The organism is Janthinobacterium sp. CG3, assembly GCF_000344615.1.
Classification (GTDB): Bacteria; Pseudomonadota; Gammaproteobacteria; order Burkholderiales; family Burkholderiaceae_D; genus Janthinobacterium.
The window spans coordinates 524,270-532,774 of the sequence record NZ_KB467825.1 but is presented as its reverse complement, the minus strand read 5'-3'; the positions used below and the strand labels follow the sequence as shown (position 1 = coordinate 532,774).

At 65.2% G+C, this 8,505-nt stretch carries 9 protein-coding genes; 7 read left to right on the top strand and 2 right to left on the bottom strand.

Going from position 1 to position 8,505, the window contains the following annotated elements:
* Positions 1 to 289 precede the first annotated feature (289 nt).
* Positions 290 to 529, top strand: coding sequence for a hypothetical protein (locus JANGC3_RS33080; RefSeq protein ID WP_157406410.1), 240 nt, complete (start codon positions 290 to 292; stop codon positions 527 to 529).
* Between the two features lie 145 nt (positions 530 to 674).
* On the opposite strand, the gene JANGC3_RS0126975 is transcribed toward JANGC3_RS33080, so the two are convergent.
* Positions 675 to 959, bottom strand: a complete 285-nt coding sequence (locus JANGC3_RS0126975) for a hypothetical protein (RefSeq protein ID WP_017879614.1) — start codon at positions 957 to 959, stop codon at positions 675 to 677.
* Positions 960 to 999: 40 nt separating this feature from the next.
* Positions 1,000 to 1,398 carry a MarR family winged helix-turn-helix transcriptional regulator gene (locus tag JANGC3_RS0126970; RefSeq protein WP_017879613.1) on the bottom strand — a complete coding sequence of 133 codons (399 nt, stop codon included), beginning with the start codon at positions 1,396 to 1,398 and terminating at the stop codon, positions 1,000 to 1,002.
* A 145-nt stretch (positions 1,399 to 1,543) separates the two neighbouring features.
* On the opposite strand from JANGC3_RS0126970, the gene JANGC3_RS0126965 reads away from it, so the two are divergent.
* The 6 genes from JANGC3_RS0126965 to astD all read left to right on the top strand — a co-directional run bounded on the left by JANGC3_RS0126965 (position 1,544) and on the right by astD (position 8,501).
* The gene (locus JANGC3_RS0126965) at positions 1,544 to 2,461 is read left to right on the top strand and encodes a DMT family transporter (protein ID WP_017879612.1); all 918 of its coding nucleotides are present in this window, start codon (positions 1,544 to 1,546) and stop codon (positions 2,459 to 2,461) included.
* A gap of 78 nt (positions 2,462 to 2,539) precedes the next feature.
* On the top strand, positions 2,540 to 3,496 hold the full coding sequence (locus JANGC3_RS0126960) for a GlxA family transcriptional regulator (RefSeq protein WP_017879611.1): 957 nt from the start codon (positions 2,540 to 2,542) through the stop codon (positions 3,494 to 3,496).
* 137 nt (positions 3,497 to 3,633) lie between these two features.
* Positions 3,634 to 4,878 (top strand): acetylornithine/succinylornithine family transaminase, encoded by a 1,245-nt coding sequence (gene astC, locus JANGC3_RS0126955; protein WP_017879610.1) that lies wholly within the window; start codon positions 3,634 to 3,636, stop codon positions 4,876 to 4,878.
* A gap of 64 nt (positions 4,879 to 4,942) precedes the next feature.
* Positions 4,943 to 5,974, top strand: a complete 1,032-nt coding sequence (locus tag JANGC3_RS0126950; protein ID WP_026133576.1) for an arginine N-succinyltransferase — start codon at positions 4,943 to 4,945, stop codon at positions 5,972 to 5,974.
* 12 nt (positions 5,975 to 5,986) lie between these two features.
* Positions 5,987 to 7,039 carry an arginine N-succinyltransferase gene (astA, locus tag JANGC3_RS0126945; protein WP_017879608.1) on the top strand — a complete coding sequence of 351 codons (1,053 nt, stop codon included), beginning with the start codon at positions 5,987 to 5,989 and terminating at the stop codon, positions 7,037 to 7,039.
* Positions 7,032 to 8,501 carry a succinylglutamate-semialdehyde dehydrogenase gene (gene astD, locus JANGC3_RS0126940; RefSeq protein ID WP_017879607.1) on the top strand — a complete coding sequence of 490 codons (1,470 nt, stop codon included), beginning with the start codon at positions 7,032 to 7,034 and terminating at the stop codon, positions 8,499 to 8,501. The genes astA and astD overlap by 8 nt, the downstream gene beginning before the upstream one ends.
* Positions 8,502 to 8,505: the final 4 nt, after the last annotated feature.

Below are 8,505 nucleotides of genomic sequence, written 5' to 3'. Positions count from 1 at the left end.
CGCCCTGTGGCGCTACCTGGAGCATGGGATCGTCCCCGAAGGGGCGCAGTTGAAACGAGCGGCATAAGGGAGTAAGGCGGCACGTTCAGTACCAGCAGTTGGCATTACGTTGAACTACGCAGCAGCAAGGAGTAGGCAGGCCCGTAACCCGACCTGGTTGCCCATGGCAACCGACCCTAGTAGATGGGGCTTGCACGCATCAAGGTCACTAAGCGCAACGCGCATGCAGAATTAGGCTGGGGTAGCAAAACCAGCGGATAGAAGGTGGTGGGACGTGAAGTCTCACGCAATGATGACCGAGAGCTTCGAACTGGGCTGTACGAACGACGAAAGCAAAGCGCTGGCAATGAACGAAGGCCAAAACGAAACAGGTCGGCATGGCGCCAAGCCGCAATATGCGTCATGGCGCCATGGACCAGCATATTTCGGTATCGGCGGCGTCAAGGGTTCGCTTCGCCGGGCTTCGCCCGCCCTTGACCCCGCCGATACCGAAACAAGGGATAGGATAAATTTGCGAAAAACCAGTTGACTTGGAATTCATCATAGAAGGTCGGGTTAGCCGGAACGGCGTAACCCGACAACGTTGGCCTGGAGCAGCGCGGCTCGCTTCGGCCAACATTGTCGGATTACGCTGCGCTAATCCGACCTACGATTGAGTGTATCGATATTGCTTATCAGGCGGCTTCGCTGAAGATGGCGTCGCAACCGTCCTGGGTCGAATCGGTGTCTTGCAATTCGTCGACCAGGCCCAGGTCGAACAATTCCTCGATCGCGTTCATGAAGCTGTTGTGCTTGGTCGCGCCGATCAGGCGATAGATCTCACCGGCCTCGTTGCGCACGCCGATGATCAGTTTTTCCTGGCGTACCAGGTCCGGTGTGCTGGCGTTGAGCAGCAGGTTGCCGATGATGTGTTTGTCGAAATGTGCCGGCTTTTTGCCTTCGAGCAGTGTCGTTTTCAATCTGTTTCCTTTGCTTGGGTGTGTGGAGGTGCGTGTGGCCTTAGCCGGGGTTGCTGCTGCCCGCGACGATGAGTTCCCTGAGCCCGGACAGGGTCCGCTCCAGGCTCGTGAAATCGGTGTCGCTGAAATGCGCGAACATTTTGGCGCCTTCCGCCGTGACCTGCGGAAAGACGTCGGCGAACACCTGTTCGCCGTTGCCGGTCAGGCGCACGAAGTAGGAGCGCTTGTCGTCGACGCTGCGCTGCCGTTCGACCAAGCCTTTTTGTTCGAGCCGGTCGATGACGCCGGTGAGCGTGCCCTTCGTGATCAGGGTCTTGCGACCGAGTTCCTTGTATGCCATGCCGGGCGTGTTACCCAGCGTGGCAATGATGTCGAACTGGGCATGCGTCAGGCCGAACCGGCGTACGCGTTCGCCCGACAGGCGCTCGAAGCCTTGCATGCATTCGGCCAGCAGCCGGATACTTTTTAAATATCGTTCACCCATAGCCGTGATTATAGCCTGCGCGACCGTTCGCAATTTATTGCGTGCGCGGGTAACATAGCGTTTATCGTTGGCGTTAGACCATCACATTGAGACTCCCCACATGACCCACCAGTTCCGCGGCATCCTGGCTTTGCTCGTCGTCACCTTAGTATGGGGCACGACGTTTCCCGCGATGAAGAGCCTGACCGCCTATTTCTCGCCGATCTGGATCGTTTTCCTGCGCTTCATCCTGGCCAGCGTGCTGATGCTGCCCTTCCTGCGGGGCGCCCGGCTGAAGGACTGTCGCACCGGCGCCGCCGTCGGCGTGGTGCTGTTCTTCTGCTATGTGTTCCAGGTCGAGGGGCTGGCGCTGACCACTTCCAACCGCAACGCCTTCATCACCGGCCTGAACGTGCTGGTGGTGCCGCTGCTGGGCTATTTCGCCGGCAAGAAGCCCGAGCGCCGCATCGTCATCGCCCTGGCGCTGGCGCTGGTGGGCCTGTTCGCCCTGTGCTCCGAGGGCGGCGCCGCCTCGTGGAGCCGCGGCGACACGCTGGCGCTGCTGGCCGCGTTCGCGTTCGGCCTGTACGTCAAGATGATGGAGGGCGCCACCCGCAAAGTCGACAATCTGATGACGCTAACGGCGATGCAGATCGTCACCGTGGCGCTGTGCTCGGCGCTGTGGCTGCTGGCGCGCGAAATCCCGCGCACGCAGATCGACGTCAGCTCCGACATGCTCAACTATTGGACCTACATCGGCAACGGCGTGCGCCTGTACGCCGTCAACTTCCTCTACCTGGGCGTGCTCTGCACGGCCGGCATTATCGCGCTGCAAACCTGGGGCCAGAGCCACAGCACGGCCAACGAAGCGGCCGTGATCTACGCCTTCGAACCGGCCGCGGCGGCGTTTTTCGCCTATTTCTGGTTGGGCGAGCTGATGACCTGGCAAGCCTGGATCGGCGCCGCGCTGCTGATCGCCGGCATGATCGTGAGCCAGTGGAACACCGAGCGCCCGGCCACGGCGCTGGTGCCCGAATAACCGGCCGTTTTGCGCCGATTCGTTCCGAATTTCCATCCGAACACTTGAAAACACCGCCGATGCCGCTCAGTACGCCCGATGTCCTTCGCTAATCTTTCCCGCATCGGACTGGACAAGCCGCTGCGCATCCTGCTGGTCAACGCCGGCGCGGCCGACGCCATCACCTGGGCCGGGCTGGTGCAGCCGCTGCGCCTGTGCGCCGCGGCGCTGGGGCCGGACACCTTGCAGCTCGACGTGCGCGGCCCGGAGCAGGTCGCCGCCGAGGCGGCCGGACATTGGCACGTGGCGCTGCTGGTGGCCGACGAAACCCAGGCCGCGCCGCGCCCGGAGCTGTGCCGCGCGCTGATCGAGCGCTGCCGCGCGGCGCCGTTCTGGGGCGGCGTCGGCGCCGCCGTGCTGTGGCTGGCCGACGCCGGCGTGATGGACGGCGTGCGCATCGCGCTGCCGTGGGCGCTGTACGCCGACGCCGAGGGCCGCGCCGAGCGCGCCGTGCCGACGCCGCACTTGTTCGAACTCGACGGCGCGCACCTGACCTGCTGCGGCGGCGCCGCCAGCATCGACTTCGCGCTGACGCTGATCGACACCCTGTTCGGCGCCGACGCCCAGGCCCACGTCAAGGAGGCGCTGTGCATCGACCACGTGCGCGGCAAGGAGGAGCGCCAGCGCGTGGCGCTGCAGGCGCGCTTCGGCGTGTTGCAGCCGAAGCTGTCGGAGGCGGTCACCTTGATGGAGGCCAATATCGAGGAGCCGCTGTCGACCGACGACATCGCCAACCTGGTCGGCCTGTCGCGGCGCCAGCTGGAACGCCTGTTCAAGCAGTACCTGGGCAGCCTGCCGTCGCGCTACTACCTGGAGCTGCGCTTGCAGCGCGCCCGCCAGTTGCTGCAGGGCACGCACAATTCCATCGTGCAGGTCGGCCTGATGTGCGGCTTCTCGTCCGGCTCGCATTTTTCAACCGCTTTCGGCGCGCTGTTCGGCCACACCCCGCGCGAGGAGCGCCAGCGCAAGCTACAGCCGGGCGGCGCCGGCGGCTAGTTGCGGTCATTGCGTCCGGCGGGCAAAAGTGAAAATCCCTGTCGCAGATTCAAAAGAGTTTTGGCATCCCAGTTTTTATAATGCAGTACACGCACGGCTGCCGTAGCCGTTGAGGTATTTAACATTGAGGAATGCTTATGAACGCCAAGCTTGATTCGTCCGTCACCGATCGTCCTGTCACCAGACAAACCTTCGACGAAGTCCTGGTTCCCACCTACGCGCCAGCGGCCATGGTGCCGGTGCGCGCCGCCGGGCTGGACTTGTGGGATCAAGCCGGTAAGCAATACCTTGATTTCACCTCCGGCATCGCCGTCGCCAGCCTGGGCCATTGCGCGCCGGTACTGGTGGAAGCGCTGACCAAGCAAATCAACACCCTGTGGCACCTGGGCAACGGTTACACCAACGAGCCGGTGCTGCGCCTGGCGCTGGCCCTGACCGAGGCGACCTTCGCCGACCGCGCCTTCTTCTGCAACTCCGGCGCCGAAGCCAACGAGGCGGCCCTGAAACTGGCGCGCAAGCACGCCCACGGCAAGTTCGGCCCGACCAAGTCGCGCATCATTTCCTGCTTCAGCTCCTTCCACGGCCGCACCCTGTTCACCGTCTCGGTCGGCGGCCAGGCCAAGTACACCGAAGGCTTCGAGCCGCTGCCGCAGTCGATCGACCACATCGTCTACAACGACATCGAAGCGGCGCGCGCCGCCATCGGCGACGACGTTTGCGCGGTGATCGTCGAGCCGGTGCAGGGCGAGGGCGGCGTCGTGCCGGCCGACGCGGCCTACCTGAAAGAACTGCGCGCGCTGTGCGACAAGACCGGCGCGCTGCTGATTTTCGACGAAGTCCAATGCGGCATGGGCCGCACCGGCGAGCTGTTCGCCTATATGGGCTACGGCGTCACCCCGGACATCCTGACCTCGGCCAAGGCGCTGGGCAACGGCTATCCGATCGGCGCCATGCTGACCACCAACGAACTGGCCGCCACGCTGAACGTCGGCACCCACGGCACCACCTACGGCGGCAACCCGCTGGCGGCGACGGTGGCCCTGAAGGTGTTGGAAACGATCAACACGCCGGCCTTCCTGGCGCGCGTCAAGCAAGCCAGCGTCAAGCTGGTCGCCATGCTGCAAGGCATGGTCACCGACTACCCGCAGGTGTTCGGCACCGTGCGCGGCAGCGGTTTGCTGCTGGGCCTGGTTGTTACCGACGCCTTCAAGGGCCGCGCCAAGGACATCCAGAAGGCCGCCGAAGCGCAGGGCCTGATGGTGCTGATCGCCGGCATGGACGTGGTGCGTTTTGCGCCGGCGCTGATCGTCTCGGACGAGCAGATCGCCGAAGCCGGCCGTTTGCTGCGCGCCGCCGTCGACGGTATCGTCAAGGCCGCGTAATACCGTAGAGTAGTACCGGCCCGTCGCAACCGCGGCGGGCTTGCAAGCATTTTAGGGAGTTCCCATGTATGTTGTCCGTCCGGTAGAACTTGCGGATATTGCGGCTCTGGAATCGCTGGCTGCAGTGAGCATGCCGGGTGTCCATACCCTGCCGAAAACGCGCGAGAAAATCGCCGCCTCGGTGGAGCGTTCCATCGCCTCCTTCGCCGCCCACGTCGACATCCCAAGCGAGGAGTCGTACCTGTTCGTGCTCGAAGCCGTCGCCGACAAACGCATCGTCGGCACCGCCGCGATTTTCGCCTCGGCCGGCTCGAACGGCACCTATTTTTCATTCCGCAACGACGTTATCCAACAAGTCTCGCGCGACCTGAACATCAGCCACAGCGTGCACGCGCTGACGCTGTGTTCGGAGCTGACCGCGTATTCCCAGCTGTCCGGTTTCTATGTGACCAACATGGAACAGGCCGGCCTGGAGGCGGCGCTGCTGTCGCGCGCCCGCCTGCTGTTCGCGGTGCTGGCGCCGCACCGTTTCGGCGACCGCTTTTTCGTGCCGTTGGCCGGTATCACCGACGCCGACGGCCAGTCGCCGTTCTGGGACGCGCTGGGCCGCAAGTTTTTCCAGATGGACTTCCTCGACGCCGAACGCGTCATCGGCGGCGCCCGCAACCGCACCCTGATCGTCGAGCTGATGCCGCACTATCCGGTCTACGTGCCGCTGCTGCCGGGCGACGCCCAGGCGGCCATGGGGCAGATCCATCCGAGCGGCGAACTGGCCTTCAACCTGCTGACGGAAGAGGGCTTCGAGGCCGACGATTACATCGACATTTTCGACGGCGGCCCGATCCTCCAGGCGCACAAGAATTCGCTGCGCTCCTTCACCGGCTCGGTGACGCGCCGCGTCGCCGAGGGCGCCGCGGCGAGCCGCAGCGGCCAGAAGGTGAATTACGCGATCGCCGCCGGCGTCGAGCAGAACTTCCGCGCCGTCACCTTCTCCTGCGACGCGCTGGAGGCGGCCGACGAGGTCGGCCTGCCGAAAGAGCTGCTGGCGGCGCTGCACGTGCGCGCCGGCGACAACGTGGTCTGCGTCAGAATCTAAAGTGAGAATATTATGCTAGTTGTACGCGCAATCAACGCCTCGGACCTGGACGCCCTGTACGGCCTGGCCAGCCAGGTCGGCACCGGCATGACCACCCTCAAGCCGGACATGAAAATGCTGGGCGACCGCCTGGCGATCGCCTGCGCCTCGTTCGCCGAGACCATTCCGGTCGAGCAGCGCGACTACATGTTCGTCATGGAGGACACCGACAGCGGCCGCCTGGCCGGCGTGTGCGCCATCAAGGGCGCGGTCGGCATGGAAGAGCCGTTCTATAACTACCGCATCGGCACGCTGGTGCATTCCAGCCGCGAACTCGACGTCTTCACCCGCATGGAGACGCTGTACCTGTCGAACGACCTGACCGGCAGCACCGAGCTGTGCTCGCTGTTCCTGCACCCGGACTACCGCCAGGGCACCAACGGCAAGCTGCTGTCGAAGAGCCGCTTCCTGTTCATCGCCCAGTTCCCGCACCTGTTCACCGAAAAACTGATCGCCGAAATGCGCGGCTACCAGGCGCCGGACGGCAGCTCGCCGTTCTACGAGGGCCTGGGCCGGCACTTCTTCAAAATGAATTTCGACCACGTCGACGACTTGACCAGCCTGGGCAAGAAGTCCTTCATCGCCGAGCTGATGCCGCGCCAGCCGCTGTACGTCGCCTACCTGCCGGAAGCGGCGCAGGAAGTGATCGGCAAGGTCCACCTGAGCACCGCGCCGGCGCGCCGGCTGCTGGAGCAGGAGGGCCTGCATTTCGAGGGCTACGTCGACATTTTCGACGCCGGTCCGGTGCTGCAGGCGCGCGTCTCCGAGCTGCGCGCGATGCGCGACAGCGCGCTGGTGGTGATCGACCCGCAAGCCGGCGCCGACGCCTGTGCCAGCGTGGCCGAGACCGAACCATACCTGGTCTCGAACACCGATTTGCAGGATTTCCGCATGATCGTCTCGGCCGCCAACCCGGTCAACGGCAAGATCGCCCTGTCGGACGACGAACAACAACTGCTGCGCTGCGGCGCCGGCGCGCCTGTGCGCACCCTGTCACTCAACTTGAGGAAGAATCCCCATGTCTAACCCATCCAACTTCATCAACGGCGAGTGGCTCGCCGGTAGCGGCGCCGAACTGGTGACGATCGACCCGTCCAACGGCCGCCAGACCTGGTCCAGCAACGAGGCCACCGCGGCCGACGTGGCGCGGGCCTGCGCCGCCGCGCGCGCCAGCTTCGAAGGCTGGGCCATGCGTCCGCTGGCCGAGCGCATCGCCGTGTGCACGCGCTTTCGCGACCTGTTGAAGGAAGACGCCGAAGAGCTGGCGCAGCTGATCTCGGAAGAAGTCGGCAAGCCCTTGTGGGAGTCGCGCACGGAAGTGGCGACGATGGCCAACAAGGTCGACATCTCGGTGCAGTCGTACGGCGCCCGCACCGGCGAAGCGCAAAGCAAAATCGCCGACGGCGACGCGGTCCTGCGGCACCGTCCGCACGGCGTGTTCGGTGTCTTCGGCCCGTACAACTTCCCCGGCCACCTGCCCAACGGCCACATCGTGCCGGCCCTGATCGCCGGTAACACGGTGGTCTTCAAGCCGAGCGAATACGCGCCGCGCAGCGCCGTCAAGACGGTGCAATTGTGGCAGCGCGCCGGCCTGCCGGCCGGCGTCATCAACCTGGTCAACGGCGGCCGCGACACCGGCATCGCGCTGGGCCAAAGCGAACTGCTGGACGGCGTGCTGTTCACCGGCAGCTGCCAGACCGGCATCAGCCTGCACAAGCAGTTCGGCGGCCAGCCCGGCAAGATGCTGGCGCTGGAAATGGGCGGCAACAACGCGCTGGTGGTGTGGGACGTCAAAGACGTCGACGCCGCCGTGCACCACGCGATCTTCTCGGCCTTCGTCTCGGCCGGCCAGCGCTGCACCTGCGCGCGCCGCCTGGTGGTGCAGGACACCCCGGCCGGCGCCGCCTTCGTCGCCCGCCTGGTCGAGGTCGCCTCCAAGCTGGGCATCGGCGCCGCCGACGCCCAGCCGCAGCCGTTCATGGGACCGGTGGTCTCGGCCGCCGTCGCCGCCCGCCTGGTGCAGGCGCAGGCCGACATGGTCGCCAAGGGCGGCAAAACGCTGCTGCAAATGCGCCACCTGGACGCCCGCAGCGGCTTCGTCTCGGCCGGTATCGTCGACGTCACCGACGCCAAGGGCATCCCGGACGAGGAATGGTTCGGTCCCCTGTTGCAGGTGGTCCGCGTGGCCGACTTCGACACCGCCGTGAAAGTGGCCAACGCCACCGAATTCGGCCTGGCCGCCGGCCTGCTGTCGGACGACGCGGCGCTGTGGAACAGCTTCCTGCTGCGCGCCCGCGCCGGCATCGTCAACTGGAACCGCCCGACCACCGGCGCGGCCAGCACCGCGCCGTTCGGCGGCGTCGGCAAATCGGGCAACCACCGTCCTAGCGCGTACTATGCGGCCGATTACTGCGCCTACCCGGTCGCCTCGATCGAAAACAGCGTGCTGGAAATGCCGGCCAAGCTGTCGCCCGGCCTGACCTTCTAAGGAA